At 41.8% G+C, this 26,303-nt stretch carries 21 protein-coding genes; 13 read left to right on the top strand and 8 right to left on the bottom strand.

Annotated elements, in window-relative coordinates; genetic code table 11:
* Both ACM0OS_RS21125 and ACM0OS_RS21120 read right to left on the bottom strand, forming a co-directional pair.
* The coding region (locus ACM0OS_RS21125; RefSeq protein WP_414545167.1) for a protein kinase domain-containing protein at positions 1-949 on the bottom strand (949 nt) is incomplete at its 3' end.
* A 44-nt stretch (positions 950-993) separates the two neighbouring features.
* On the bottom strand, positions 994-2,682 hold the full coding sequence (locus tag ACM0OS_RS21120) for a protein kinase domain-containing protein (RefSeq protein ID WP_414545166.1): 1,689 nt from the start codon (positions 2,680-2,682) through the stop codon (positions 994-996).
* A gap of 119 nt (positions 2,683-2,801) precedes the next feature.
* Here ACM0OS_RS21120 and ACM0OS_RS21115 point away from each other — a divergent pair, with 119 nt between their 5' ends.
* Positions 2,802-4,361, top strand: coding sequence for a phenylacetate--CoA ligase family protein (locus ACM0OS_RS21115; protein ID WP_414545165.1), 1,560 nt, complete (start codon positions 2,802-2,804; stop codon positions 4,359-4,361).
* Between the two features lie 63 nt (positions 4,362-4,424).
* Positions 4,425-4,604 carry a high light inducible protein gene (locus ACM0OS_RS21110; RefSeq protein ID WP_414545164.1) on the top strand — a complete coding sequence of 60 codons (180 nt, stop codon included), beginning with the start codon at positions 4,425-4,427 and terminating at the stop codon, positions 4,602-4,604.
* Between the two features lie 196 nt (positions 4,605-4,800).
* On the opposite strand, the gene ACM0OS_RS21105 is transcribed toward ACM0OS_RS21110, so the two are convergent.
* Together ACM0OS_RS21105 and ACM0OS_RS21100 are read right to left on the bottom strand one after the other, a co-directional pair.
* On the bottom strand, positions 4,801-5,106 hold the full coding sequence (locus tag ACM0OS_RS21105) for an RNA recognition motif domain-containing protein (protein WP_414545163.1): 306 nt from the start codon (positions 5,104-5,106) through the stop codon (positions 4,801-4,803).
* A 425-nt stretch (positions 5,107-5,531) separates the two neighbouring features.
* The gene (locus tag ACM0OS_RS21100) at positions 5,532-6,254 is read right to left on the bottom strand and encodes a fasciclin domain-containing protein (protein WP_414545162.1); all 723 of its coding nucleotides are present in this window, start codon (positions 6,252-6,254) and stop codon (positions 5,532-5,534) included.
* 665 nt (positions 6,255-6,919) lie between these two features.
* Between ACM0OS_RS21100 and ACM0OS_RS21095 the strand changes: the two genes are divergently transcribed.
* The 8 genes from ACM0OS_RS21095 (at position 6,920) to ACM0OS_RS21060 (ending at position 19,352) form a co-directional block, all read left to right on the top strand.
* Positions 6,920-7,711: a glutathione S-transferase family protein gene (locus ACM0OS_RS21095; protein ID WP_414545161.1), complete on the top strand. Its 792-nt coding sequence runs from the start codon at positions 6,920-6,922 to the stop codon at positions 7,709-7,711.
* Between the two features lie 129 nt (positions 7,712-7,840).
* Positions 7,841-9,571, top strand: a complete 1,731-nt coding sequence (locus ACM0OS_RS21090) for a helicase HerA domain-containing protein (RefSeq protein WP_414545160.1) — start codon at positions 7,841-7,843, stop codon at positions 9,569-9,571.
* Positions 9,572-9,691: 120 nt separating this feature from the next.
* Complete coding sequence (locus ACM0OS_RS21085) at positions 9,692-10,363, top strand: DsbA family oxidoreductase (protein WP_414545159.1); 672 nt, start codon at positions 9,692-9,694, stop codon at positions 10,361-10,363.
* Between the two features lie 583 nt (positions 10,364-10,946).
* Positions 10,947-12,320: a CmpA/NrtA family ABC transporter substrate-binding protein gene (locus ACM0OS_RS21080; RefSeq protein WP_414545158.1), complete on the top strand. Its 1,374-nt coding sequence runs from the start codon at positions 10,947-10,949 to the stop codon at positions 12,318-12,320.
* A gap of 47 nt (positions 12,321-12,367) precedes the next feature.
* Positions 12,368-13,207, top strand: coding sequence for a nitrate ABC transporter permease (ntrB, locus tag ACM0OS_RS21075; RefSeq protein WP_414545157.1), 840 nt, complete (start codon positions 12,368-12,370; stop codon positions 13,205-13,207).
* A 100-nt stretch (positions 13,208-13,307) separates the two neighbouring features.
* On the top strand, positions 13,308-15,311 hold the full coding sequence (locus ACM0OS_RS21070; protein WP_414545156.1) for a nitrate ABC transporter ATP-binding protein: 2,004 nt from the start codon (positions 13,308-13,310) through the stop codon (positions 15,309-15,311).
* Between the two features lie 198 nt (positions 15,312-15,509).
* A complete protein-coding gene (locus ACM0OS_RS21065; protein ID WP_414545155.1) occupies positions 15,510-16,376 on the top strand; it encodes a nitrate ABC transporter ATP-binding protein in 867 nt (288 codons plus the stop codon).
* Positions 16,377-16,514: 138 nt separating this feature from the next.
* On the top strand, positions 16,515-19,352 hold the full coding sequence (locus ACM0OS_RS21060) for a cyclic nucleotide-binding domain-containing protein (RefSeq protein WP_414545154.1): 2,838 nt from the start codon (positions 16,515-16,517) through the stop codon (positions 19,350-19,352).
* Here the strand turns inward: ACM0OS_RS21060 and ACM0OS_RS21055 are convergent.
* Both ACM0OS_RS21055 and hemW read right to left on the bottom strand, forming a co-directional pair.
* Positions 19,347-19,508 (bottom strand): hypothetical protein, encoded by a 162-nt coding sequence (locus tag ACM0OS_RS21055; protein WP_414545153.1) that lies wholly within the window; start codon positions 19,506-19,508, stop codon positions 19,347-19,349. The two genes, ACM0OS_RS21060 and ACM0OS_RS21055, sit on opposite strands and share 6 nt — an antisense overlap.
* A gap of 53 nt (positions 19,509-19,561) precedes the next feature.
* Entirely contained in the window at positions 19,562-20,740 is a 1,179-nt protein-coding gene (hemW, locus tag ACM0OS_RS21050; protein ID WP_414545152.1) for a radical SAM family heme chaperone HemW, read from the bottom strand.
* Positions 20,741-20,988: 248 nt separating this feature from the next.
* Between hemW and ACM0OS_RS21045 the strand changes: the two genes are divergently transcribed.
* The 3 genes from ACM0OS_RS21045 to ACM0OS_RS21035 all read left to right on the top strand — a co-directional run bounded on the left by ACM0OS_RS21045 (position 20,989) and on the right by ACM0OS_RS21035 (position 23,497).
* A complete protein-coding gene (locus tag ACM0OS_RS21045) occupies positions 20,989-22,065 on the top strand; it encodes a PIN/TRAM domain-containing protein (protein WP_414545151.1) in 1,077 nt (358 codons plus the stop codon).
* 12 nt (positions 22,066-22,077) lie between these two features.
* Positions 22,078-22,245 (top strand): hypothetical protein, encoded by a 168-nt coding sequence (locus ACM0OS_RS21040; protein WP_414545150.1) that lies wholly within the window; start codon positions 22,078-22,080, stop codon positions 22,243-22,245.
* A gap of 187 nt (positions 22,246-22,432) precedes the next feature.
* Entirely contained in the window at positions 22,433-23,497 is a 1,065-nt protein-coding gene (locus tag ACM0OS_RS21035) for an L-histidine N(alpha)-methyltransferase (protein ID WP_414545149.1), read from the top strand.
* 98 nt (positions 23,498-23,595) lie between these two features.
* On the opposite strand, the gene ACM0OS_RS21030 is transcribed toward ACM0OS_RS21035, so the two are convergent.
* Together ACM0OS_RS21030 and ACM0OS_RS21025 are read right to left on the bottom strand one after the other, a co-directional pair.
* On the bottom strand, positions 23,596-24,876 hold the full coding sequence (locus ACM0OS_RS21030; protein ID WP_414545148.1) for a vWA domain-containing protein: 1,281 nt from the start codon (positions 24,874-24,876) through the stop codon (positions 23,596-23,598).
* Positions 24,873-26,129 (bottom strand): vWA domain-containing protein, encoded by a 1,257-nt coding sequence (locus tag ACM0OS_RS21025; RefSeq protein WP_414545147.1) that lies wholly within the window; start codon positions 26,127-26,129, stop codon positions 24,873-24,875. The genes ACM0OS_RS21030 and ACM0OS_RS21025 overlap by 4 nt, the downstream gene beginning before the upstream one ends.
* Between the last annotated feature and the right edge of the window lie 174 nt (positions 26,130-26,303).

The following is a 26,303-nucleotide window of genomic DNA, read 5'->3' as shown; positions in this document are numbered from 1 at the left end:
GGGAAACTGCAACTGTAGCAGATGTGGGGGGTGGGGTGTTAGGGTTGGGGTATTGAGCTGGAGGATAGCTGACTTGTGCCGGGTTGAGGGCTTGTAGTATGTGATTAGCTGATTGATAGCGATCGCCTGGTCGAGGAGATAGCATTTTATCTAAGACTTGTCCCAAAACAGGACTGAGAGTTACTTCTCGTCGCCATTGCCAGGTAAGATTATAATTATCTATAAGTTCTTGCGGCTGTTTTCCTGTTAATAAAACTAGTGCTGTTACTGCTAAAGCATAAAAGTCGGTGTGATTAGACACCAAACCTGTTTGCATTTGTTCTGGAGGGGCGAATCCCACTTTACCCAGCAAAGTTGGTGATGGGGAAGATGTGAATTTTTCGGGTTGATAATATTCGGAAGCGACTGTGGCCGCTACTTGTTTAACGCCACCAAAATCAATTAATACTGGTAATTGGTCAATTGAACGCAGAATTAAATTATCTGGTGAAATATCCCGGTGAATCACTCCCATCGAGTGGATATAATCCAACACTGGCAGAATTTGTTGCAATAACTGGCGAATTTCCAACTCCGTAAATCGTAAACCCTGCTGTAGACGAGCATTTAATAAAGAGTTGTAGGTTTGCCCTTCTACATAATCTTGCACTAAAAATAAATATTCCTTCCCTGCCAAATTAATTCGCAGCAGTTCCCTAAAGCGGGGAATTTGCGGATGTTGTAATTTGTAGAGAACGCTTGCTTCTCGTTCAAACAGTTCTCCTGCTTTTTGCACAACATAGTCAGTTTGTATTTGAGGAGAAAATTCCTTTAAAACACAAAGTTCTCGGAAGCGGTTAATATCTTCAGCTAAATAAGTACGACCAAAACCACCTTGACCAATTTGCCGGACAACCACATAGCGATCGCTTAAAGTCAACCCCGGTTGAATACTATTATTTGTATACATATTTAATAATTAATTATTAGAAAAATCACTTCCCCTTGTCCTCTTCATCGACGCGCCTGACTAACTTGATCAGCTGCGATCGCATACCATAGTTGACCAAAAGTTCGTTGATTCAGTTTCCCACGCGGTTGACCTGGAAACAAGCGGTCAAATTTCTCATTGGTATCTTTGTTAAGTTGGTTAATTGTATAGTTCCCTAACTCTCCTGATTGTGCTTGTCGTCGCCAGATGACTTCATCTTCTGAACTATAGCGGCCTAGTTTTTGACGAGCTGCTGTACTGAGGTTAGCTCGTTCTATTTGATTCAACAAGTTGCCCCCAATATTAGCCCATTCATCTCGTAAAGCGGCATCTTCGGAGCTAGAAGTGAGGCTGCGACCCCTTAAGTTGGGGTTTTGAGCATAAAATAAGTTATCGACGAACTGTGTAAAAAATACTTCTGGTATTTCTAGCTGTTGGCGGCGGCTGAGAACTTGGGTGATGTTATTAGTATTTCTGTCACTGACTGGCTGACTGATGGGGTTAGGTAAACTGGGGATTTGCGGTAACGAAATTGTGGGGACTGTAATAGAAGTTACAGTGCGAATTACGGAATTTACCACTGCCCAAGTACCTGCACCAGTTAAAACTACTAAAGCTGTTCCCCCAAGACTCACAGCAAAAGGGCGTAACCACACAGGCAAAGTATTAGTTGGATTAAGTGCTTGCGTTTTACTGTGGAATTTACTGACAAGAGCATGGGCGTGTTTTCTGCCAGGAGCCACTACCATCGTTTTAATCTTACTAATATAGGTATTGGGCGGTTTGGTCGCGGTAGAATTGGGTAAATCTTGGAGAATCTGGTCTGCTCGTTCATAGCGATCGCTTGGTTTAAATGCCAGCATCTTTTTTAACACAGATTCTAGTTGACTGCTGACCTTAATTTCCTGGCCCCAGTACCAAAGTCCTTGATAGCTGTCGTATAATTTTTGTGGTTCCTTGCCTGTGAGCAACACTAAAGCTGTGACGGCTAAAGAATATAAATCACTATTAATAAAAACTTTTCCTTGCCGTAGTTGTTCCTCTGGGGCGTAGCCTTTTTTACCTAACAAGGTATGATTCATTGCCAACTTGGTGAACCAAAAACCTTGAGAAGCTGGCAATTGCTTCACACCACCAAAGTCAATTAATACTGGTAAATTATCAGAATGCCGCCAAATCAAATTATCGGGGGAGATATCGCGGTGAACTACGTCTTTTGAGTGAATATACGACAAAACAGGTAATATTTGTTGCATCAAAGTGATGACTTCTTCTTCACTAAAAGCCATGCCTTGGCTTTGACGCTGTTCTAATAATTGGTCAAAATTATGACCTTCTATATAATCTTGCACTAAAAAGAAAAAATCTTTACTACCTATTTGCACTTGCAATGAAGCGTGAAACCGGGGAATCTGTGGATGCTGGAGTGTTTTGAGGACACTGGCTTCGCGTTCAAATAACTCTTGAGCTTTTTGTAAATCTTGCTGTGCTTGGACTTGGGGTGCGAATTCCTTCAGCACGCAGGTTTGATTTGCTTTTTGGTTATCTTCTGCCAAATACGTGCGGCCAAAACCACCCTGACCTAATTGTCGAATGATACGATAACGGTGATTTACAACCTGCCCCACAGCAAGAGGTAATGGTTCACCGCAGTGGATACAAAAACGGTTGTCACCACTGTTTGCGTGTTGTTTACTGCAATATACCTGCATGGTGCTGAAGGATAATTAAGGTTTTATCGACTGACTACAACGAATGCAGTTCCCATTACGGATATCATGCTGACTGGGAATGAAGAGGATGAGGCAATGGCTACAATACGGACAACATTATGAACTGCAAATCACAAGGACAACGAGCAATTAGAGCATTTGAAGACTTTGTATCTACCCCCTTAGAAACGCTACTACAAAGACGTGACGCAGATTTTAGCCAATCCACAGCCTTAAACTTATTTTACGATGTGGCGGCTACTGTACCTGCATATCAAGCTTTTTTAGCAGAGCAAGGTATTAATCCCCAGGCTATTCAAAGCTTTGAGGACTTTCAGCAACTACCTGCGATCGCTAAAGAAAATTATATAATGCGTTATCCTTTGGCTGACTTGTGCCGCGATGGTAAGTTATCAAGCTGCGATATGATAGCTGCTTCTTCTGGTTCCACAGGTAAACCCACATTTTGGCCCCGTTTTTTTACTGATGAGTTGCAAATTGCTACACGATTTGAACAAATTTTTCATGATAGTTTCTACGCAGATACTAGACGCACCTTAGCTGTGATTTGTTTCACCTTAGGTACTTGGGTAGGTGGTATGTTCACTACCAATTGCTGTCGCTATCTGGCGAGTAAAGGGTATCCCCTGACAGTAATTACCCCCGGTAATAATAAAGCAGAAATTCTGCGGGTAGTACAAGAATTAGGCGCAGCTTTTGAACAAGTGGTGTTGTTGGGGTATCCACCATTTCTCAAAGATGTCATTGACACTGGTATTGCTAGTGGTGTGGATTGGCCGCAATATCAGATTAAGTTGGTGACAGCGGGAGAAGTATTCAGTGAAGAATGGCGGAGTTTAGTAGCCGAAAGAGTGGGTTCACAAAATCCCTGCTATGACTTTGCATCACTCTATGGAACTGCGGATGCAGGTGTGTTGGGTAATGAAACACCTTTGAGTATCTGCATTCGTCGGTTTTTTGCAACACATCCAGATGCAGCTAAAGCTTTATTTGGCGAATCTCGTTTACCGACATTGGTACAATATGACCCCATGAGTCGCTTTTTTGAAGTGCAAGATGGCGCGTTGCTGTTTTCGGGAAATAATGGTATTCCCTTGGTGCGCTACAACATCATGGATACTGGCGGAATCATTAGTTATGATGCCATGCTTGAGTTCTTGGCAGAGTGGGGATTTGATGCTATCAGCCAATTAAATCAAGAAATTACTGGAGATATTCGAGGTATACATCCATTACCTTTCGTTTACGTCTTCGGACGCTCTAATTTTACAGTTTCCTACTTTGGCGCCAATATCTATCCCGAAAACGTGACGGTGGGATTAGAACAACCAGGAATTACCGCCTGGGTGACTGGGAAATTTGTTCTACAAGTTCAAGAAGATATTGACAAGAACCGCTTTTTATCTGTGGTTGTGGAGTTATCACCAGGCATAGAACCTAATGAAGCAAAACAGCAAGCGATCGCATCTTCTATTCTCTCACAACTGTTGCGTCTCAACAGCGAGTTTGCTAACTACGTTCCCCCAGAATATCAAACGCCACAAGTTTCATTAGCCCCAATGGGTGATGCAGAATATTTTCCCATTGGCGTGAAACATCGATATACGCGCAGGGAGGAAAATACAGAAATTACCTCAGATAATGTTGCATTTCCGTAAATATCTGTTACATTAATTTACATACCAAACAATTTTGGCACGTAAAAACTAAGAGTACTAATTATGTCAGATATCAAGAAAACGACATCTTCAGTTTCGGAAGACCCTAATGCTCTACGTTTCGGATTCACTCCTCAAAGTGAAAACTGGAACGGTCGTTTTGCGATGATTGGATTTTTGTCTGCTATATTACTCGAAGTATTCTCTGGTCAAGGGTTCCTCCACTTTTGGGGTATCCTCTAACTTTTCAACATCCTTCGTGACAAACGAGATGACAGATATGTAGAAATACCATGTTTCTACAAAAGAGTATTGTGTTTTAAAGGATTCTTTATACAAAGAAAGCTCAAGCATTAATGCTTGAGCCTTTCCTAAATTTATAAAATCAGACTCATGTGCTAAAACAGCACTGATTATCTCTTATATAAATCTTATTGGCTTAATAGCGACTGCGGAAATTACCACCGCCACCACGGTTACCACCACCAAAGGAACCTCTATCTTCTCTGGGTTTAGCCTTATTTACTTTCAGGTCACGTCCCATCCATTCAGCACCATCAAGTGCATCAATAGCGGCTGTTTCTTCAGTTTCTGTACCCATTTCTACAAAAGCAAAACCGCGAACACGACCTGTTTCACGGTCAGTAGGTATTTGAACTCTTCTTACAGAACCGTATTCCGCAAAAACCGAAGTTAAAGCGTCTTGGGTAACTTCATAAGAGAGGTTGCCTACATAAATTGACATAGAATAGCTCCAAAATCACAAGAGTGTAGAGACTTAGATTTCGGAGAGAAGTCTGTAAATACCACAAGGAAATAGCCTGTCAATACTAAAAACAAACGCTGTCGCCGAATTAATTCTCAACTACGATTGTGGCACATATTCTTACTAACGGGGAGTCAGCTAGCAAAACTGTTATAAAAAGTTATGTTAAGCTCATCTGCGTTTCTTTCGCATAATGACCCCTCTTGTAGTAGATGTTTTAGCTCCTGTTTTATGATTTTGGGAGTTGGGGAAAGAAAGAAAAATTTCGTCTAAGTAATCTAAGTAAATTGGATAATTTATTTTTTGGAAATCCTTAAAAAAACCGCCCAAATCATAGTCTGAGCGGCATTTTAGCCTATGAATATCTTAATTTTCAGTTTGTTAAAGATATTTTTGCCGAGAATTTACAAGTCAGGAGGTAAAATCACTTGGTCAATAGCATGGATAACACCATTGCTACCTTTAATATCTGCTTGAACTACATTGGCATCATTTACCATCACACCATTTGCAGCATCAACTTTGACTGTGATAGCGCCACCTTCAACGCTTTTTACTTCGCCAGATTTTAAATCACCCGATAAAACTGTGCCACTAACAACATGGTAAGTTAATAGCTTCACCAAAATTTCTCTATTTTCAGGCTGCAACAAATCGTTTACAGCATCTTGTGGTAGTTTGGCAAAAGCAGCATCAGTTGGTGCAAAAACCGTTAAGTTATCTTGGCCTTGTAATGCTTCTGACAATCCCGCAGCTTTTAAAGCCTTCGTTAAAGTTGTAAAAGAAGCGTTGGACTCGGCCAAAGCCAACAAGGTTTTATCTTGAGTTTCAGTAGTTCCTGCTTCCGGTTGAGTAGGAGTAGTCGGTGTTGGTGTTGGTGTTACCCCTGGAGTAGTAGGGGTAGTAGGGGTAGTCGGTGCGGTTTGACTAGGTGTTGTTGTCCCACGATTATAGGGAGGCTCATTGAAAATACTAGGTCTAGGATTAAGTACCCCAGTGTCTGCTTGCGCTAGTAAAGTATTGATTGCCTCATTTGCCCCAGATGGTAAAGTAGTCAGAATGCTAACGCCAACTATTCCTACTGTGCCAGCCAATTTTGTCAACAATTTGCTGTAATCTGCCTTCATAAATTTTGTTTTTCTTGTATTTTGAACAGGTTACATAAAGATTTATAACACTTTGATCAGCACAATATCTCAACTAGGCACTAATATTTTTGGTTAAATTAACCATGTACTGGTAATATTTATGTGCTTGGTAGCCTGAATATCAATATACTCTAATTTGCGGTAATTTACTCCAGAACTTTTTTGGCGTATTGCATTCAAAGAGTGGGAACCAAAAATTTTAGAGTACTAAATACTAGAAAAACTAGTGTCAAGAAAGAAACAAATTTTACCAACAAAGTAATTTTCTAGATATGCTTTTTTCATCACCCACAATAGAATATATCTGCACTATGTAAAATAAGATACTTTTCCCGGAACCATGAGCCGCGAGTCATTTTCAAAAAGGGATCAACTCCCCTGACTGAAAAATAAGGAACAGGTGCAGAGGTATTTTTATGTGTTCTGGTGTCCGCAGATGATCATGACTAAACAATTATTTGAGTAAATATTTAATATTTTAATCAATGAGAAAATAAAATTTTTGCATAAATTTCTGAGTTGTCAAAAAACTAACTTATGTATTTATAACTTTGGAGATATATTATTAAATTGCTCAGGAAAATTACTTGAACTAAAGATACAATGAGAGCGTTGTCCAATTAGTCAGTTACCAGGAATAATATATGCTGGAATTATACCAATGGGAACTATCTCACTACTCAGAAAAAGTCAGGTTAATCCTGGATTATAAAGGACTAATTTATCGAAAAATAGAGGTTACACCTGGGATTGGGCAGGTAGATTTATTCCGTTTAACTGGACAGAGACAAGTGCCAGTTTTAAAAGACGGTAGTAAATATATTACTGACTCAACAGAAATCGCTAAGTATTTAGACTTAGAGTATCCTGAACGCCCACTAATACCAAAAGATCCCAAACAAAGGGGTTTATGCTTATTAATGGAAGAATGGGCAGATGAGTCAATAGGTAAAAAAGGTAGAACAGCGTTATTTTCTGCAATTAGTCAAGACCAAAATTTCCGCAAGTCGTTATTGCCCACCTCCACGCCTGATATATTTAAAAGTCTAGTGGGAGGAGTACCCAGGGATGTGTTAACTATTTTGGGTTTGGGAGTAGGTTATAGTCCAGATGTGATTAAATCAGCGATCGCGGACTTGAAACAAGACTTAGAAGCCTTAACACTATTGTTGGCGGATAGTCCTTATTTAACAGGAGATGAGCCGACTTTAGCTGACTTAGCAGTAGCAGGTTTATCAATTTTGCTGAAATTCCCTGAAGGGGCTTATCTAGATTTACCCGCAAGTATTCGAGGTAAAGGAGTACCAGGTTTAGCCGATAATCCTAATTATGAGCCATTCTTTGCTTGGCGCGATCGCCTGTATGCTCAATTCCGTAAACCATTAATCGACGTATCGCCAATGGGAAGCGCACCGACTTCTATTCAAATTGATTAAATGACGAGGGGATGGGGGAATCCAGTTTTTTGACTTCTCCAAAGGGGGGATGGGGAACTTCGCAAATTTTGCACTCTGCAACTAAAATTCAACGTAAGATAGCGCGTTCACAATCATGTCACTGATCAAATGAATTTGGTACACCCATTAGGTTCGGTCATCCAAGGTTCTCTGACTGGGGGACTAGAGGTTAGGTTACACCCGGATATTTCTGTTGAAGATATGCGGGTGGGTAAATTTTTAGTTGTGCAAGGGCTGCGATCGCGCTTTTTCTGTATGCTGACAGATGTAGCTTTGGGAACTGCAAACGCGCGGATTATTGCTAATCCCCCCAATTGGGAAGATACTTTTTTACGAGAAGTTTTAGCTGGTAGTGGTACTTATGGAACTATCAACCTCGCACCGATGTTGATGTTCACTCCCGAATCTGATGAATCTTTGTCTTACCGTAATGGCAAATCTGCTGATTCTTTCGTACCATCCACAACTGGTTTAGCATCATTCCAACCCCAAACCAGCACCACGATGGAATTGCTACCAGTCAAAACTATTCCCAGCCACTTTAGCCAAGTTTACGACGCTAATGTAGACGATTTTCGCCGGGTATTTGGTTGGGAAGATGATCCCCAAAGGCGCAATTTTTCCATCGGTAAACCCTTGGATATGGATGTGCCTATTTGTATCGATTTAAACCGCTTTGTGGAACGGAGTAATGGTGTCTTTGGTAAATCTGGTACTGGTAAATCCTTTCTCACACGCTTACTTTTAGCTGGGGTAATTCGCAAAAATGCGGCGGTAAATTTAATCTTTGATATGCATTCCGAGTATGGCTGGGAAGCAGTTGCTGAAGGTAAAAATGTTAATACCGTCAAAGGTTTAAAGCAACTATTTCCTGGTAAAGTAGAAGTATACACCCTTGATCCCGCATCAACAAAACGTCGGGGTGTACGTGATGCTCAAGAACTGTATTTGAGTTATGAGCAAATCCAAGTTGAAGACATTAAGTTATGTAGTCGAGAATTAGGACTATCGGAAGCAGCTTTAGATAATGCCAGTATCTTGTGTAATGAATTTGGTAAATCTTGGATTCCGCAATTGTTTAATATGACAAGTGAGGACATCAAACTTTTTTGCGAAGAGAAACCAGGACATCCAGGTTCCATTACCTCATTACAGCGGAAACTTTTGCGCTTGGATACGTTGAAATATATGCGGGGTGTGTGTCCGCAAAATTATATTGGTAACATTGTCCAGGCTTTGGAAGCAGGGAAGAATGTAGTTATCGAATTTGGTTCCCAATCAAATATGCTTTCTTATATGTTGGTGACAAACATGATCACCAGACGTATTCACGAACATTATGTACAGAAAGCCGATAAATTTCTTCAAAGCAAAAATCCCTGCGATCGCCCGATGCCATTAATGATTACCATTGAAGAGGCGCACCGTTTTCTTGACCCGGCGATCGTCCAAAGTACAATTTTTGGTACCATCGCCCGTGAATTACGCAAATATTTCGTAACTTTGTTAGTGGTAGACCAACGTCCATCGGGGATCGATAATGAAGTTATGTCCCAGATTGGTACCCGCATCACCGCTTTGCTGAATGACGAAAAAGATATTGATGCCATTTTTACGGGTGTATCTGGTGCTGGTGGTTTACGGTCAGTGTTATCAAAATTAGACTCTAAACAACAAGCCTTAATTTTAGGTCATGCTGTACCCATGCCGGTTGTCGTCAAAACGCGACCTTATGATACAACTTTCTATGCCGAAATCGGTGATCCTGCTTGGGAGGAAAAACCCGATGCAGAAGTATTCGCTGCTGCGGAATTAGCCAAAGCCGATTTGGGTTTTTAGTAGTAGGTGTATTACCAAATTCATATGAAGATGCACTTAACGATTTGGGGACAGAAAAACTCTGCGTAACTCTGCGCCAAACTTTGCGTACCTTTGCGTTAAAAAATCAGCTTAAATAATATGGAACCTATTCGTATTTTGTATTTTTCTGATGTGCTTTGCATTTGGGCTTATATTGCTCAAATTCGTCTGGATGAGTTGAAAGCAACCTTTCAGGACAAGATTACCATTGAACCCCACTTTGTCCCTGTTTTTGGTACTGCTAGGGAAAAGCTAGAAAATAGATGGCAAGATCGGGGAGGATTACAAGGATACGCTGATCATATTCAGGAAGTTGCGAAAAAGTTTGATCACATCAACGTTCATCCTGATGTTTGGACGAAAGTAACACCACCTTCATCCACATCTTGTCATTTGTTTCTCCATGCTATTCAATTAGTAGCAACAAAGGGTTTGGTAGAGCGAGATACTTTAGAAAAAGCAACCTGGGCATTTCGAGAAGCGTTTTTCACCCAACTAGCAAACGTTTCTGACCGTAAGGTACAATTTGAAATTTCCGAGGAATTAAAACTGCCAATTGCCGCTATCGAAACTCAGATACATAGTGGTGAAGCATACGCGCAACTATCCAAAGATTTTGAATTAGTAAAAGAGCATACAGTTACAGTCAGCCCCACCCTAATTTTTAATGAAGGACGGCAGAAACTCAATGGCAATGTAGGGTACCGGGTGATTGAAGCCAATATCCGCGAGTTACTGCACAATCCTCCGGGTGAACAATCCTGGTGTTAAAGATATTAGATATGGGGCAATCAGCGTATTTGCAGGTTGCAGGCGATCGCCTCTGGCGCTGCGCTCCGCGCAATCGCCTTTCAATATAGCAGTCTAAGTAGGTCGGCGAGAAAATCACATCAATATAATTGCAAAAAATAATTTTCCTCAGACTTTTACAGATATATATTCTTCTCTACTATATGTATTGATTAGGCAAACTATGTTTTCCATAAATGCTTACCATTAGTAATCATTTATATATCTCATCAATATATCTGCTTTTGGTTCTAAATATATAATTTTACTTATATAATCTATTTAACATTTATTTAACAATTATTTATTCAAAGTTAACCAATCTGAGAATAAAGCGTGTAAACTAAATTTCAATACAGCGAGTGAACCCAATGGAAGCTCAAGTAAATCCAATTAATTAAAATATTTTCATTTCCTCAGTAGTCATCCCAGCTATTTTTTTGCAGAAATAGTGGTAATTGGCTGACTCAGTATAGTGAAAAAGTTTGTAGGTAGCGCAAGAAACATCTGTTGTACTTGCGTTTATCATGCTTTCAAAAAATTCAATTTAACTTAAGGGGTTGTTATGACAGAGTTTTTCAACCAATTTTCTCGTCGGAAATTTATCTTCACAGCAGGGGCATCGGCAAGTACTGTGTTGCTCAAAGGTTGCTTGGGAAATCCACCGGAAACAGGAGTGACACCATCTGCAACAACTGCTCAACCAGTGGCTAATGTCAACGCAGCGCAAGCACCAGAAGTCACCGCAGTTAAGTTGGGATATATTCCCATTGTGGAAGCTGCACCTTTAATTATTGCGAAGGAAAAAGGCTTTTTTGCTAAGTATGGACTGACCGATGTAGAGCTTTCTAAACAAGCTTCTTGGGGTTCTGCTAGAGATAACGTAGAAATTGGTTCGGCTGGTGGTGGAATTGATGGCGGTCAATGGCAAATGCCTATGCCACATTTAATTACTGAAGGTTTAATTACTAAAGGTAATGTCAAGATTCCTATGTATGTGTTGTGTCAATTAATTACACATGGCAATGGAATTGCGATCGCCAACAAACACCAAGGTAGCGGTATAGGCTTAAAATTAGCCGGCGCAAAGTCTTTATTCTCCAAACTTAAAGCCTCACCCACGCCCTTCACAGCCGCCCAAACATTCCCCGCCGTTAACCAAGATTTCTGGATTCGCTACTGGTTAGCAGCCGGTGGTATTGACCCCGATGCAGACGTGAAATTGCTTACAGTCCCATCAGCGCAAACCGTCGCCAACATGAAAACAGGGACGATGGATGCTTTTAGCACTGGTGATCCTTGGCCTTTCCGCATCGTTAAAGACAAAGTTGGCTTCATGGCTGCATTAACAGCAGAAATTTGGAAGAATCACCCCGAAGAATATTTGGCCATGAAAGCTGATTGGGTTGACCAACATCCCAAAGCTACCAAAGCACTGTTAAAAGGCATTATGGAAGCGCAACAATGGTGCGATAACTTTGATAACCGTACAGAAATGGCTAACATTTTGGCACAAAGAGCTTATTTTAATGTGCCAGTTGATGTTTTAATTGACCCATTCATGGGTAAATATGACATGGGAGAAGGTCGCCAAATTGATGATAAGTCAATGGCAGCTTTGTATTGGAAAGATGAAAAAGGTAGCGTTTCTTATCCTTACAAAAGCCATGATTTGTGGTTCATCACCGAAAGCGTGCGCTGGGGATTCTTGCCCAAAGATTACATTACGAATAATGCTGCTAAAGCTAAAGCATTAATCGATAAAGTTAACCGCGAAGATATTTGGAAAGAAGCTGCAAAAGAAGCAGGAATTGCGGCGGCTGATATTCCTACAAACACATCTCGTGGTGTAGAAGAATTTTTTGATGGCGTAAAATTTGATCCAGAAAACCCAGAAGCCTATCTCAAAAGTCTGCAAATTAAGAAAGTTAGTGTTTAGAGAAGTTACATACAACGTCTGTACAAGTTATTAGGAAAACCAAGTTTATGACAGTCGCTCAACGCAGGACAGCACCCCCTAAATTAGATAACAGTTTTATCTCTCGATTGCAAAAACAATTTCCCGAACTGATCCCACCGATTATTGCGATCGCCATTTTTCTAGCTATCTGGCAACTGTTTTCTTGGACTCCTGGCGCGACATTACCAGGGCCTATTAAGGTTGTACAAGATACTTGGATTTTGATTTTATATCCCTTTTATGACAAAGGCGGCATTGATAAAGGATTATTTTGGCAAATTTGGGCTAGTCTGCAACGGGTAGCTATTGGTTACTCTTTGGCTGCGGTGGTTGGTATTGGTTTAGGCATTGTCATCGGTGTGAATAAAACTATGTCTAAAGCTTTAGATCCTCTATTTCAATTATTGCGAACCGTACCCCCCTTAGCTTGGGTTCCCATCTCCTTAGCAGCTTTAAGACAAAACGAACCCGCCGCCCTGTTTGTCATCTTTATCACCGCAATTTGGCCGATTTTAATTAACACGGCTGTAGGTGTCAAAGAAATTCCCCAAGACTATAACAACGTCGCCAAAGTTCTCCAACTTTCTAAGAAAGACTACTTCTTGAATATCCTTATTCCTGCTGCCTTACCCTATATTTTTACAGGTTTGAGAATTGCCATCGGTTTAGCTTGGTTGGCGATTATCGCCGCAGAAATCGTGATGTCAGGCATTGTCGGTATTGGTTTCTTTATCTGGGATGCTTACCAAAACAACTACATCAGCGAAATTATCTTGGCACTAGTCTACATCGGTGGTGTGGGTTTGATACTAGACAAATTGATGGTTTGGATTCAAAACCTGATTTTACCAACAGAACAGAAGTAGAGACTGGTAATTTGAGATTTCAGATTTTGGATTTGATAAAACCCAATCCAAAATTAAATTGCCCAACGCCCAAAACTTAATTTTGAATTTGGAATTGATTATGTCTGTATTCGTTGCTGTTGACCAAATTGACAAAGTATTTAATCTCACCGGTGGTGGGCAATATATCGCCCTGAAAGGAATTGATCTGCAAATTAAAAAAGGTGAATTTGTTTCTCTGATTGGTCACTCTGGTTGCGGTAAATCCACTTTATTAAATATGATTGCGGGTTTAGATTTACCAAGTGAAGGTATTGTGACTTTGGAAGGACAAAAAATCACCAAGCCAGGGCCAGACAGGATGGTGGTATTCCAAAATTATTCCTTGTTGCCTTGGCGGACGGTACGAGAAAATATTACTCTAGCTGTGGATTCAGTCATGCGGGGAATGCCCGCAGCTGAACGGAAGGCAATTGTCGAAAAACATATAGATATGGTGGGGTTGCGTCCCCATGCAGATAAACAACCCGGTATGCTATCGGGTGGACAAAAACAACGAGTAGCGATCGCCCGCGCTCTGGCAATTCGTCCTAAACTACTACTATTAGATGAACCCTTCGGCGCACTCGATGCCCTCACACGGGGTAACTTACAAGAACAGTTAATGCAAATCTGCGAAGAAAATGAAGTTACCGCCGTCATGGTGACTCATGACGTAGATGAAGCAGTGCTGTTATCTGACAGAATTGTCATGCTCACCAATGGCCCCGAATCAAAAATTGGTGACATTCTCGAAGTTGATATCCCCAGACCCCGCAAACGCATGGAAGTAGTAGAACACCCCAGCTACTACAGCTTGCGGAGTGAGATGATTTACTTCCTCAACCAACAAAAACGAGTGAAGAAAATTCGCGCCCGCAAAACCGCAGATGTTTCTCGTCATGGGTTAGAAAAAGTTAACTTAGAAATTGGCTTCTTACCCTTGACAGCTTGCGCCCCCTTAGCCGTTGCTAAAGAAAAAGGTTTCTTCATCAAGTATGGTTTAGATGAAGTCAATCTCGTGCGGGAAACTAGCTGGCGCGGTATCGTCGATGGCATCAAAGGCGGTTATTTAGATGCCGCCCAAATGCCTTCAGGGATGCCCATGTGGTTAACACTGGGAGGATATGACAACCAACCCCTACCTGTGGTCACCGCCCTCACCATGACCCGCAACGGTAACGCCATCACCTTGGCAAAACGCTTTTATGATCAAGGTGTCCGCACCTTATCAGACTTTAAAAATTACCTCCTGCGTACCCGCGAACAACGCCACATAATGGGAGTAGTCCATCCCGCATCCATGCACAACTTGCTGCTGCGTTACTGGTTAGCGGCTGGTGGTATTGACCCCGATTTAGATGTGGACATGAGGACAATTCCCCCAGCCCAGATGGTAGCAGATTTGCAAAACAAAAGTATTGACGGTTATTGCGTGGGTGAACCTTGGAACTACCGCGCCGCCGTTGAAGGTGTAGGCTTTACTATCGCTACCGACTTGGAAGTTTGGTTAGGACATCCCGGTAAAGTTCTCGGTGTGCGGGAAGAATGGGCAGAAAAGTATCCTAACAGCCATATTGCCTTGACTAAAGCTTTGCTGGAAGCTTGCGAATACTGTTCTCAGCCGGAAAATGCCGAAGAAGTCAGAACAATGGTGTCAGGTAGGGATTACGTCAGCACTGATTTGGAGTACATCCAACTGCAAGACCCCAATAACCTTGTCTGTGATTTAGATCATCCATTACGGGACTACGCCCACCACCAGTTTTTCGCCCAGTCAGCCATCAACCGCCCCAGCCGTACCGAACAAATCTGGATTATGAGTCAGTTGGCGCGTTGGGGTGACACGCCTTTCCCCAGAAACTGGGTAGAAGTTGTAGAAAGGGTCTGCGGTGTACGGGTCTTTAGTACCGCCGCCAGGGAATTAGGTCTGGATATTAGCTATACTCGCCAACCCATCCAGCTTTTTGATGGCACTCCTTTTAACGGCGACGACCCCATAGCCTATCTCAACAGTTTGCAGATTAAACGTGATTTCTCCATTGCGGAAGTCATCTTAGACCGACCGACAAGAAGAGTTGCATGAATTAAGCAGAGAAAAATTAAACACTTGTACATCTGTGAAAAATATAGTGCTTTGCAGTCGCATCCAGACCTAACCCCCAACCCATTCCCTGCAAGGGAATGGGAGTAAGAATTAAAGCCTTTCGCCTTGTAGGAGAGAGCAAAAATTTCCTTTCCCCACTCCCCATTCTCCACAAACTTAAATAATACTGTCACCACCATGCAAAACCGCAGATTGAGTTCTACCGAAACCACCAGCAATAGACAGCACAGAGCATCAGCAAGTGCAATTCACAGCAGACCTTTTTTAGAAATTAAAGACGTTAGCAAAGTCTATCCCACCAAGAAAGGCCCTTTCACCGTCCTTGATGGCGTTAATTTAAATGTAGAAGAGGGTGAATTTCTCTGCGTTATCGGTCACTCTGGATGTGGTAAATCGACACTGTTAAATATGGTATCGGGTTTTAACTTTCCTACCTCTGGGCAAGTTTTACTGGAAGGTCAGCCCATCACCAAACCAGGGCCAGATAGAATGGTGGTGTTTCAAAACTATGCCCTACTTCCGTGGCGGACTGCATTTGAAAATATTTACCTAGCTGTGAACGCCGTTTATCCCAACAAGCCAGAAGCAGAGAAAAGGGCAATTGTCCGGGAAAATTTGACAATGGTGGGACTAGCTGACGCTATGGAGAAAAAACCCCTGCAAATGTCCGGCGGTATGAGACAACGGGTTTCCATTGCCCGTGCTTTGGCAATTCGTCCCAAGGTGCTAATTTTAGATGAACCTTTTGGGGCGCTGGATGCAATTACCAAAGAAGAATTACAAGAAGAATTGTTAAAAATTTGGAATGATAATCGCTGCACTGTATTGATGATTACCCACGACATCGATGAGGCGCTATTTTTAGCCGATAAATTGGTGATGATGACCAACGGCCCCCACGCCAAAATCGGTGAAGTCATGGAAATACCATTTTCTCGCCCACGCGATCGCGCCCGCATCATGGAAGATCCACAATATTACAAACTGCGTAACTATGCTCTAGATTTTCTCTTTAACAGGTTTGCTCATGATGATGTAGGCTAATCCACCTACACTAAATCAAAGATTACAGGATGATTTTACTAGTTTTGTCGGATGGGTATCTTGCCCGTCCGTTGTTGTCTTGCCCCCTGCCCCCTTGCCATCAAAGTGATAGTATATTTTTTAAATTGGAAGTCCCTTATGTTGGCATTTACACAAATATCTGAGCGGCGAATGCACTGGATACGTTGGATTCTGACGATCGCCTGGCTTCTAGTCATTGCATCGTTGTTCTACGATCCTTGGACTCCAACACTGACAACGCCTAATCATCCTTGGAGTCCTTTACGTCTGCCAGATGAGTGTATTGCAGTACAAGGTCAATGCTTAGTTGAACAACCCTATCCTTTAGCTACTACCTTGTTTTGGGGGGCGATCGTCCCTGCGGCCATCTTCATTCTATTGGTGTTTGGACATGAAGTATGGCGACGCATTTGCCCCTTATCCTTTTTGTCTCAAATTCCTCGCGCATTAGGTAGGCAACGGCAACTCAAACGGGAAAATGCCAAGACAGGTAAAATCCGCTACGAACTAGCAAAAGTAAAGCCAGATTCTTGGTTGGGGAAAAATTATCCCTACATTCAGTTTGGTTGGCTGTTTGTGGGATTATGTGGACGGATTTTGTTTTTTAATGCCGATCGCCTAGTTCTGGCCTTTTGGTTACTATTCACGATCGCAGCTGCTATCACCGTTGGCTATCTCTACGGTGGTAAATCCTGGTGTAATTACTTCTGTCCTATGGCTCCGGTACAGAGCATTTATAGTGAACCAAGAGGTTTATTGAGCAGTAAAGCTCATACCAGCGATCAGCTCATTACTCAGTCCATGTGCCGCATAGTTTTACCCGATGGCAAAGAGCAAAGCGCCTGTGTAGCCTGTCAAAATCCGTGTATTGATATCGACTCTGAACGCGCCTACTGGGATGGTTTAAATAAACCTGAAGAATCATTATTGCGATACGGCTATGTCGGGTTAGTAATTGGCTATTTTGTTTACTACTATCTATATGCAGGCAATTGGAACTATTACTTCTCCGGCGCATGGGCAAGACAACCCGAACAACTGGCATCTTTATTGAGTCCCGGATTTTATCTATTTGGACAAACAATTAATATTCCGAAGCTGATTGCTGTGCCTTTAACGCTGGGTATTACTACTGCCATCGGCTATCAATTGGGTCGTTGGATAGAACAAAGGGCAAAAGCTTATAGCCGCAAACACGATTTGAAACTAAGTTCAGAAATTATTCGACATCGAATATTTACACTTTGTACATTTGGAATTTTTAATTTTTTCTTTATTTTTGCGGGTCGTCCTTTAGTTCAACTGCTACCGCTTTGGGTGCAATATATTTATGATTTAGGTCTGGTATTGCTCAGTACGCTTTGGCTTTATAAAACATGGCGGCGTAGTCCTGACCTGTATTCGAGAGAGAATTTAGCCAATCGTTTCCGCAAGCAGTTAGAGAAATTGCAGTTTAATGTTTCCCAGTTTTTAGAAGGACGTTCCTTAAATGATTTAAACACCCATGAAGTCTACGTTTTGGCACGAGTTTTGCCAGGTTTTACTAAGAAAAAACGGCATGAAGCGTATAAAGGAGTTGTTCGAGAAGTATTGGAGGAAGGATATGTTAACTACTCTAGTAGCTTAGAAGTTTTGCAGCAATTACGCCAGGAATTAAGCATTACCGATGATGAACACCGAGAAGTTTTAGAAGAGTTGGGCATTGAAGATCCAGAACTACTCAATCCTGCTCGCCAACGCAGTTTGGAGAATCAAATTCGCTTGAGTGGCTACCGCAAATCACTAGAGCGGCTGATCTTATTACAGAAAAAACAAATTGATACTTTAGGAAGTAGTGCTTTAAATAACTTGATGGGAGAAAATGCAGCCGAAATTCGTGCTTTGCGTCGCCAATATTCCATCAATGCTCAAGAAGAAACCTGGATTTTGAGCGGCATTTCTCCTGAAACTGGGAATCTCAGAAGAGCGGAGTTTTTGCTAACCCAATTACCGACTTTAATTTCTTGTTATCGCGCACTTCATCAACCAATAATACGCCAACACAAAGCGGTTTTGATGCTATTGCAAGACAGCATTCATCACAAGAAAGAATTGATGGTGCGAACTATTTTAGAAACACTAGAAACACTACAAGCTGATCCAGTGGCGATCGCTCTTACTCAATCTTTAGGAAAGTTAGCACCAACGGTTTTGGCAGAGCTATTGGAACATGAGAACTGGCGCGATCGCCTGCATCCAGAAGTCTTACAAAATTTAACTCCACTAGAAGGACAATTCAGTACTTGTTCACTAGATGATTCTCCCGAAGCCATCTTGAGGTGTTTGGAACCCCTGCTTGACGATCCAAATCCCCTAACGCAAACAGCTTGCCTTTACATCATTGCTCAACTTGACCTGGAGCAAAGTCAAGCGATCGCTCGTGATGTTTCCCATGTCCAGAACTCACCTTTATTTCAAGAAACTGCCAAAATTCTTCTATCCCTGTCTAAGCAGCATCCACCTCTGACCAAATTTCCTCTGTTAGAAAAAGTGGTGCATCTATTCAACAGTGATTTCTTTCACCGAATGCACAGCGAAACCTTAATTGCTCTCGCTCATCGCGCTGAAGTCCGAACCTACTCCACCAACGAAGTGATTACAGAAGCAGGCGACACTTGCCGAGAACTGTTGCTATTAATTGAAGGAGATGCCAAAATTCACTTTTATTTACAAAACGAGGAAGTGCAAGTAGAGAAACTTCATTCAGGGCAAACTTTAGATGAGTTAGAAGTCTTAGCCCATAGTGACTCTCAAAACACCATCATTGCTGACAATCACATCACGCGGATTTTGGCAGTTCCCGTTGATACCTTTGATGAATTTTTGGATCTTGATCACGATTTTGCTCGTCGGGTGTTGGAAATGGAAAGTCGTCAACTCCAAAGATTTATGCGATCGCTACAAGATTTATTATGATGTGGCAACAGGTGTTTGCCGAGCATTCCGTAGGGTAGGGGGAACAGGTGAGCCAGCCCGGTCTTGTTGTTCCAACAAAGAGGGACTGGCGTAGACGCCGAAGGCGGCTTCTCGTAGAGTACCCGTTTGCGTTCGCGGAGCGTGGCGTAAAGCCATAGCATCCCGTAGGGTAGGACAACAGAGAGATGTCCTCACACTTGTGGCTACTGTTATAACTTTTCAAATAAATCCGCCAATACCACATTAGAAAACAAAAAGCCTTGGGGATCAGACAACCGCAACCTTCCTCCCATAACTTCTACCCAACCTTTATCTAAATAAGGCTGCAAACACCTATAAATATCCTCTAACTTCCCTTCCCCAAACTTCTCTGATAAATCAGCTAAACTCACACCCTCAGCCAAACGCAACCCCAACATCAAAGTTTCCAACAATACTTCCTCTGGTGGAGTCACCTCACAATCAATCACACCCCCTGCTTTCACCCACTGGTAATATTCCTGAGTCTTACGCGGACGAGTAAAGCGCTTACCCTCTACATAACTCGCCGCACCCATACCGAAACCATAATAAGGGCGGTTTTCCCAATACACCCGATTATGCCGACATTGGTGTCCAGGAAGGGCATAATTAGAAATTTCATAATGTTCATAACCTGCGCCAGTCAAAACTTGTTGCGCCATTTCGTACATTTTGACTGTGGTTTCATCCGTTGGTAATGGCTTATCACCAGGTTTGTAGTAACGACCGAAAGCCGTACCTGGTTCTATGGTAAGGTCATAGATAGATATGTGAGTCGGCATTAGTGCCACTGCTTTGTGCAAAGAATCCTGCCATTGATCCAAAGACTGATGCGGTAACCCGGAAATCAAGTCTAAGCTAAATTCGGGAATTTCGACTTGGTGAATTAAATCCACAGATGTAAGAATATCTACAACCGAGTGCGATCGCCCAGCAACTTGCAACAATTCTGATTGAAATGCTTGTACACCCAAACTTACCCGGTTGACACCAACGCTACAGTAGCCAAATATATGTGCTAAATCAAACGTCCCTGGGTCTACTTCCATAGAAATTTCTACTTCCCCAGCAATACCCAAATGTGTCTCTAGTGTGGCTAATATCCGTTGTAATTGTTCTATTGATAGTAATGAAGGAGTCCCCCCCCCAAAGAAAATTGTCTTTAATGGTTCACCATAATTTGGTGACAGGGCAATTTCTTGGCATAGCACCTCTATATATTGGGAGATAGTACCAGATGTTTCACCCCGCAGGCGATCGCCCACCACAGACACAGGAAAATCACAATAAAAGCACCGCCTTCTGCAAAAAGGAATATGTATATAAGCAGAACTTGGTATGCCAAAAAAATTCAATTTTTGATTCATTATGAGCCAGAATTAATTAACCCAACTAAAAATTACAAACAGCGGAAATAAATATTTTTTTAGAGATTCTTATTGTTTTACAACAAAATAATGAAAAATATTAAGAGAAAACACTTTGGTTATAATATTTGCAGATATTCCCTGCTTAAAACCCTAGTGTAAGTCAATATTGATCAATCTCTTTTACCGACGAAATGAAAAATACTTGACTTTATTGGGTCACACAATCGCAGGAAAACAACACAACCATGCTTGATGCAATTATTATTATCTCATTTATTCTGGCAGCAGCAGGAATAGGGTTCTACAGCATGGAACTACTACCTGATGGCGCGCTAGATGGGGTGACAAACTTAGAAGCTTTACGCTTAGTTGTCGCCGTCTTTGCTTCCATTATTGGTGGTGCAGTCGGATTGAGTTTCCAAACGTCATATCGGCGCTTAGAAGCACAAGTCCGAGAAATGCCCCTGGAGATGATCTTAACTCGCGCCATTGGCTTAGTCATTGGGTTACTACTCGCTAACTTAATGCTAGCCCCATTATTTTTGCTCCCCATCCCCGCAGACTTTGGCTTTATTAAGCCCTTAGTAGCAGTTGTTGGCAGTATTTTACTGGCCGTGACTGGAATGAATTTAGCAGATACCCACGGACGGGGTTTGTTGCGATTCATTAATCCCAACACCGTAGAAACAATGGTAGTAGAAGGTACACTAAAACCTGCCAACACCAAAGTTTTAGACACCAGTTGCATTATTGATGGTCGCATTGAAGCCTTACTAGAAACCGGATTTCTGGAAGGACAAATCATCGTCCCCCAATTTGTCTTACAGGAATTGCAACAAGTAGCCGATGCTAGCAAAGACCAAAAGCGGGTACGGGGAAGGCGCGGATTAGAGATTCTCACCCGCGTTAAAAAAGATTACCCTGATCGCATCTTGATTAACCCTGTTGACTACGAAGATATTGCCACAGTCGATGCCAAATTGGTGCGCTTTGCCCAAGAAATCAACGGGACACTGTTAACTAATGACTACAACTTGTCTAAAGTCGCTAGTGTACAAAAAGTGCCTGTTTTGAATGTCAATGACTTAGTAAATGCTGTGCGTTCTACTTACTTGCCTGGTGATAATCTTGACCTAAAAATTCTCAAAGAAGGCAAAGAACCAAGTCAAGGAGTAGGCTATCTTGATGACGGCACAATGGTTGTTGTTGAAGAAGGTCGTAGTTATGTAGGTGGTGAAGTGCGGGTAGTCGTCACTAGTGCTTTACAAACCTCCGCCGGACGCATGATTTTTGCCAAACCCCAAGCTTCAGCATTGGCGTGAGGTAAATGTCAGGTGCAATTAGAATCAAATTTTGCCATCGGTGTAGTCAAACTGCACCGATTTCTATATGGGGTGTGTTCTCCCATGATTAACAAGTCGGGGAACCCGCCCACGGCGCTGTCTCCCCAACGCGCTGGCTTGCCTTTGCGTGAGATTATCCTCTTGACAAATCTCAAATAGCAGCGAATGAAACGGCCCTGCCCGCGCCTTACCGTTGCATTGTGCGACAACACATTCTAAACTTAATATATCTTTACACATTGATAAAACTAGGGATTTAAAAGATTTAATTATCTTGTTTCTAGCTAAAAGAAGATGCAAATTTTTTCTCCCCGGCTACAAATTCAGTACCAGGCAACACCCAAGAATGATACCCAAAAAACTTTATAGCAATTCTCAATTTTCTTCAGATATTCCTAGTCCTATAAGCCGGATAGTAGAACCAAGTTCTGAGTTTTATTCTAATTTTTCTCAACAAGAAGTTTTAGAGTTAATTCAGGCATTAGAAATCAGAAGAGAAATTCCTTTAAAATATTCTTATAAAGGTAGAGGGGCAAAAATCTGGAATAATTTTTATCAAAGATATATTGTTCCTAAATGGTATCAAACACCCAACGTCGAAATAGATTTATTAAATAAAAATTTTGATTATATTAACAGCAGTTATAAAGATTGCGATAAAATCAATATTTTAGATGTAGGTTCAGGTAATTCCTATCCAGTTAAAAAATTTGTTTCTCGACTTAATAAACTAGGCAAAATCCATAAATATATCGCCTTAGATATCAGTCCTGAACTGCTGACTTTATCAAAAGCAAACTTTACCAAATGGTTTCCGTCAGTTGAATTTGACAGTTATACCATTGATATAGACAATAGTTTTATTCCTACAAAGGTTTGGCAAAAATCCAGTTCTAATAACACCAAAAATATAGCTAATATATTTTTGCATTTAGGTGTAACCATTGGTAATCATCAAGACAGAATAAACGTATTACAGAACTTAAAAAACAGTATGAGTCAAAATGATTTGCTTGTATTCACTAACGAAATTGGTTCCAACTTTCACTGGGATGGAACAGTCCGGGGTGGATGTAAGTATCATGTAGAAGAGATATATACATGGATGAAAGACAAAATTGGCATTAGCGATAAAGATTGTGAACTTGTAAGAAAGTATGATTTAACAACAGATAGTATAACTGCCAATATCAAATTTAATCGAAATTATACTGTCAATTTTAGCCAGTCGGGAATTGATAAAAATCTGAATTTTTCTAAAGATGAAGAAATTACTATCTGGCGACATCATAAGTATGAAATGCCTGAACTTATACAAGAATTAGCAACAGCAGGATTACAAATTGCTCACTATAGCTGCAATAAATATTTAACACATATTATGGTTATTTGTAGACTAGCTGATAGTTAGGCTGATTAATAGGGGTCTACAGATTAGTAATACTCAAATTAAGTTTTATCTGAGTGAAGCTTTCATAGTAGACCCAAACATATGCACCCTTTAAAATATTAATCCTGTAAAACTGTCTTGGATACCATCCTCGTTTTCTTGAGGTCTGCTTCTGAAAGTTCTTCACCAGCTTGTAGACGAGTAGCCGAACTTTGTAACACCGTGGCTGCACCTTGATCTCCAATCTGTAAGGCGGTGTTAGCAGCCGTTTGTAACATTGTCGCCGCACCAGTGCGATCGCCTTGATTTAATTTCGCTTCGGCTAACTGAGTTTGGCGATATTTAGCTAATGCCAAAATCGATTTTTGCACTAGGGGATTAGGCGCAGGTTGATATGCCCGTACTACATCTGCATAGATCGGCACCATAGGAGAAACCAAGTCTTGCTGATTTGCCACTGGGTCATCATAGCGGATTTGCACATGTCCAATCACCTGTTGGCCTTCTGGTAATTGTCCTAGATAAATATTCGCCAAAACCACCCGTTCCATATCCTGCATCAAATCTCCTAGGCGCACAGTAAAGCCACCATGAGGTTCTGTCTGTACTACTAACTCGATGGTATCTGGGGCGACTTGGGCAATGGGTTTAAGTTCAGCTAGGCGGACATGAGGAACCAAAGACAGCAGCAAATGGGCATTAGTTACCCTCACAGACTGAATGCGCTGCAACAAATGGCGAAACTGGTCTAGTGCTTGTTCTGGACGCTCAATATAGCCTAAAGTACCACCACCAGCATCAACAATTTTCTCTAACAGATTTTGGTTCCAGTCATTACCAAAACCAAGAGCATTGATAGTCAGATTGATTTTAGCAGCCTTGGAGGCAAGTTCCAGACAACGCTTATTGTCATCTGAGCCAATTTCTAACTTCCAAATCCGCAAACTACTTTCACCATGACCATCGGTGAGTAAAAAGGCTTGGGACACAGCACCTTTTGTCCCCTTCATCAATTCTGTGATTCCCAATTGTAAACCCTCGGCAATGGATGTACCGCCACCAGCCTTCAATTTTTTTTTGAGCTGGGCTTTAATACCTTCGAGGTCTTCAACTGGTTGGCTAGGGATAATGACTTCAGCCGCACCAGCAAAGGCTACAACCGAAATCAAATCGCCTGGCTGTAGCCGATCTAGTAATTGCTCTACTGCCTGAATTACAGTGTTCATGGGTTTACCATGCATAGAACCACTCTTATCCAGAATCAAACATAAGTTGAGTGGTAAATGCTGGTCACATTCACCAGCCATCGCCGAAATCGAAATTGCTAGTTGACGTTGATTACTCAATTGAGCCGCATCAACATTGGTATCATTTAGCGCACAGAGCAATTGAACTTTCATTGGGGAGGGTTATCTTGCAACACGGTTTTAGAGACAATTCTGGTTTTCTTGCGATCGCTATCAGATAATTCTCCACCAGATTGGAGTTGGGTGGCAGAAGTTTGTAACACTGTCGCTGCACCTGTATCCCCCATTTGCAGGGCCGTTTTCGCAGCAGTTTGCAGCATCGTCGCCGCACCCATGCGATCGCCCTGTTGCAATTTCGCCTCAGCTAACTGAGTTTGTCGATACTTGGCTAAAGCCAAAATAGACTGTTGCACACGGGGATCTATCTCCGGTTGGTAAACCCCAGTTACATGAGCATAAACTGGGATATTGGCTGTAAATAGCCCCATCTGGTTTTGCGCGGGGTCATCGTAGCGGACTTGGATATTGGCGATCGCCTGTTCACCTTCGGGCAACTGTCCCAGATAAATATTAGCCAAAATTATCCGCTCTGCATCTTTCATTAAATCTCCCAAGCGCACAGCAAACCGTCCATCTGCTTCTTGCTGTATGGGTAACTCAATGGTATCTGGAGAAACTTGGGCAATGGGTTTGAGTTCCGCCAACCGGATATTGGGCATCAGGGACAACAATAAATAAGTATTGGTCAATCCCACCGTTTGAATCCGGTTGAACAAGCGATTAAATTCATTCACCGCCTGATCCGGTCGTTGAATATAAGACAAAGTACCCAAACCAGCATCAGCGATTTTTTCTAAAATATCCTGATTCCATTTGTCACCAAATCCCAACGTATTCAAAGTCAAATTATAGCCAGTGGCCAATTGAGCAAACTTTAAACAGCGTTGGTTATCACCATGTTCATTTTCGCCATCAGTTAACAGAAAAGCTTGGGAAACAGTTTCTTTTTTGCCCTTAGCTAACTCCTCAATTCCCAACCGCAAACCTTCGTCAATAGCTGTACCACCATCAGAGGCTAGGCGGTTAATTTGCCTTTTAATCTGTTCGGGGTCAGCAATCATTTGATTGGGTACCAAGACCTTAGCACGGTGATCGAAGGCGACAACACTCAAGCGATCGCCTGGTTTGAGTTTATCCACTAAATTATTCGCTGCTTGCTTGACAGTTTCTAGTGGTCGCCCATTCATGGAACCACTATGGTCAAGAATTAAACATAAATTCAACGGTACATTACGGTCTTGAACCTCCGCGATCGCCGAAATCGCAATTGACAACTGACGTTGACTACTCGATTGGCGAGCGTCCAAATTAGCATCATTCAAGGTAGGCTGCAAGTTAACCTTCATAAACCAAAGTTCTTAGTTAGGATATCTATATAAATAACTTCAAAATGCCACATCAGCACTACGGAAAAATTAGGGAATGGGGAAGAAGTAGGGGGGACAAGGGGACAAGGGGACAAGGGGACAAGGGGACAAGGAGACAAGGAGACAAGGAGACAAGGGGACAAGGAGACAAGG

Origin of the sequence: Nostoc sp. CCY0012 (genome assembly GCF_963920855.1) — a bacterium.
Classification (GTDB): Bacteria; Cyanobacteriota; Cyanobacteriia; order Cyanobacteriales; family Nostocaceae; genus Cyanocohniella.
This window is presented reverse-complemented; position numbering and strand designations above follow the sequence as displayed.

Coding starts and splice junctions, on each gene's coding strand:
- ntrB (WP_414545157.1), top strand. CDS start 12,368: ATGACAGTCGCTCAACGCAGGACAGCACCCCCTAAATTAGATAACAGT.
- ACM0OS_RS21035 (WP_414545149.1), top strand. CDS start 22,433: ATGATACCCAAAAAACTTTATAGCAATTCTCAATTTTCTTCAGATATT.
- ACM0OS_RS21090 (WP_414545160.1), top strand. CDS start 7,841: ATGAATTTGGTACACCCATTAGGTTCGGTCATCCAAGGTTCTCTGACT.
- ACM0OS_RS21065 (WP_414545155.1), top strand. CDS start 15,510: ATGCAAAACCGCAGATTGAGTTCTACCGAAACCACCAGCAATAGACAG.
- ACM0OS_RS21085 (WP_414545159.1), top strand. CDS start 9,692: ATGGAACCTATTCGTATTTTGTATTTTTCTGATGTGCTTTGCATTTGG.
- ACM0OS_RS21030 (WP_414545148.1), bottom strand. CDS start 24,876: ATGAAAGTTCAATTGCTCTGTGCGCTAAATGATACCAATGTTGATGCG.
- ACM0OS_RS21070 (WP_414545156.1), top strand. CDS start 13,308: ATGTCTGTATTCGTTGCTGTTGACCAAATTGACAAAGTATTTAATCTC.
- ACM0OS_RS21100 (WP_414545162.1), bottom strand. CDS start 6,254: ATGAAGGCAGATTACAGCAAATTGTTGACAAAATTGGCTGGCACAGTA.
- ACM0OS_RS21080 (WP_414545158.1), top strand. CDS start 10,947: ATGACAGAGTTTTTCAACCAATTTTCTCGTCGGAAATTTATCTTCACA.
- ACM0OS_RS21025 (WP_414545147.1), bottom strand. CDS start 26,129: ATGAAGGTTAACTTGCAGCCTACCTTGAATGATGCTAATTTGGACGCT.
- ACM0OS_RS21115 (WP_414545165.1), top strand. CDS start 2,802: ATGAACTGCAAATCACAAGGACAACGAGCAATTAGAGCATTTGAAGAC.
- ACM0OS_RS21045 (WP_414545151.1), top strand. CDS start 20,989: ATGCTTGATGCAATTATTATTATCTCATTTATTCTGGCAGCAGCAGGA.
- ACM0OS_RS21105 (WP_414545163.1), bottom strand. CDS start 5,106: ATGTCAATTTATGTAGGCAACCTCTCTTATGAAGTTACCCAAGACGCT.
- ACM0OS_RS21055 (WP_414545153.1), bottom strand. CDS start 19,508: ATGGCTTTACGCCACGCTCCGCGAACGCAAACGGGTACTCTACGAGAA.
- ACM0OS_RS21095 (WP_414545161.1), top strand. CDS start 6,920: ATGCTGGAATTATACCAATGGGAACTATCTCACTACTCAGAAAAAGTC.
- ACM0OS_RS21110 (WP_414545164.1), top strand. CDS start 4,425: ATGTCAGATATCAAGAAAACGACATCTTCAGTTTCGGAAGACCCTAAT.
- hemW (WP_414545152.1), bottom strand. CDS start 20,740: ATGAATCAAAAATTGAATTTTTTTGGCATACCAAGTTCTGCTTATATA.
- ACM0OS_RS21060 (WP_414545154.1), top strand. CDS start 16,515: ATGTTGGCATTTACACAAATATCTGAGCGGCGAATGCACTGGATACGT.
- ACM0OS_RS21120 (WP_414545166.1), bottom strand. CDS start 2,682: ATGCAGGTATATTGCAGTAAACAACACGCAAACAGTGGTGACAACCGT.